Annotated in this window: 1 protein-coding gene; it reads right to left on the bottom strand. The window is 37.6% G+C overall.

Annotation, left to right across the window (positions count from 1 at the left end):
• Positions 1 to 80: 80 nt before the first annotated feature.
• Positions 81 to 1,073, bottom strand: coding sequence for an IS110 family transposase (locus tag H6A61_RS15240; protein ID WP_204394754.1), 993 nt, complete (start codon positions 1,071 to 1,073; stop codon positions 81 to 83).
• Positions 1,074 to 1,285 lie beyond the last annotated feature (212 nt).

Here is a 1,285-nt window from a genome sequence, read left to right as displayed (position 1 = left end):
ATCATGAGCTATAATAAGAAAACTGAATATGGTTAAAGATATTTAGCATATTTATACGTTTACTATCGGAAAAATATGATTTATGCAGAGATATGTTTTTGTAGCTTCTGTGGCTTTTCAGAAACAAATCCATCGACATATTCTTTTTCTTTAGTAACAACGGCAAAAGCCTGTCTGACTAGTTTGTTAGCTACAGCAATAACGGCAACTTTTCCAGGCTTTCCGTTAGATCGTAAACGGTCATAACACTCCTTGCATTCCGAGTTACATCTGAGTGATGCGAAGGCAGCCACGTAAAGCTGGCTTCTGAGTGTAGAATCCCCGTTTCGATTGATGTGACCTTTGACATTGACTGACGTACCTGATTGCTGATAAGTAGGTGATAATCCAAGATAACGTGTAAATTGCTTGGCATTATCAAAATAAGTGAATCCTCCAGTTGCTATTATCAGTGCAGCAGCAAGTGTTACACCGATTCCCTTAATGGATGTAAGTAGCTCCATCTGCTTCTTGTATTCCTGAGTGGCTAGAGATGTAATGTTCTCTTCCATATTCCTGATTTGCTTTTCAAGGAATATGATAGTTTTCTCTATCGTCCTTTTACACGTGGAATCAACCAATGGCAATATTTCCATTGATTCCTTAAGGTTTCTGGTTGCCACAAGCTGTTTCTTGAGCTGTCTCAGAACAGTTCTTTTCTGTTTGAGTACAAGAATTGATTCATCTTTCAGCTTGTAGGGAGAAGGATTCATCTTTTCACCATACATTGCAATGAGTCGTGCATCGACATCATCTGTTTTGGTGACAGAGAGCATTACACGTGCGAAGTTCTTTATCTTCAGTGGATTCTCAAGGCTGGTTGTAATACCTGCTTCCGAAAAAAGATAAACTAAAAGCGCACTGTAGTTCCCTGTTGCTTCAAGCACACAGTGTGTATCTTCTTTTGAGATGGTTTGGATAAACTCATGAATACCTTTTACTGTATTCTTGAATGTCTTTGTCTTACTGTTCTTGTCTGAAGAATAGGCAACAGTGAAAGAGTCCTTGCTTACATCAATTCCAACGTAGGTCATAGTCTTAATATTTTAATAACATCTATACATCTGTGAACCATCATTGCGAATGCGGGGTCATATAAAGCCCAATGAGCTATCCGGTTTTGGATGTAAAGAAGTGGGGACTGAACATGATATACAATCTTAAGGATTAATGAAAAATCGGCCTTATTCCACTTCCTGATGTTGTAAGTTTATACAAAATTATAATTATAAATTGATATACAATG

The sequence above is a fragment of the Bacteroides caecigallinarum genome (genome assembly GCF_016901995.1).
Classification (GTDB): Bacteria; Bacteroidota; Bacteroidia; order Bacteroidales; family Bacteroidaceae; genus Phocaeicola; species Phocaeicola cellulolyticus.
The sequence above is the reverse complement of the archived record's forward strand: the minus strand, read 5'-3'. Positions and strand labels throughout refer to the sequence as shown.

Bases quoted from the DNA above. Each gene is read 5' to 3' on its own strand.
- H6A61_RS15240 (WP_204394754.1), bottom strand. From the start codon at position 1,073: ATGACCTACGTTGGAATTGATGTAAGCAAGGACTCTTTCACTGTTGCC.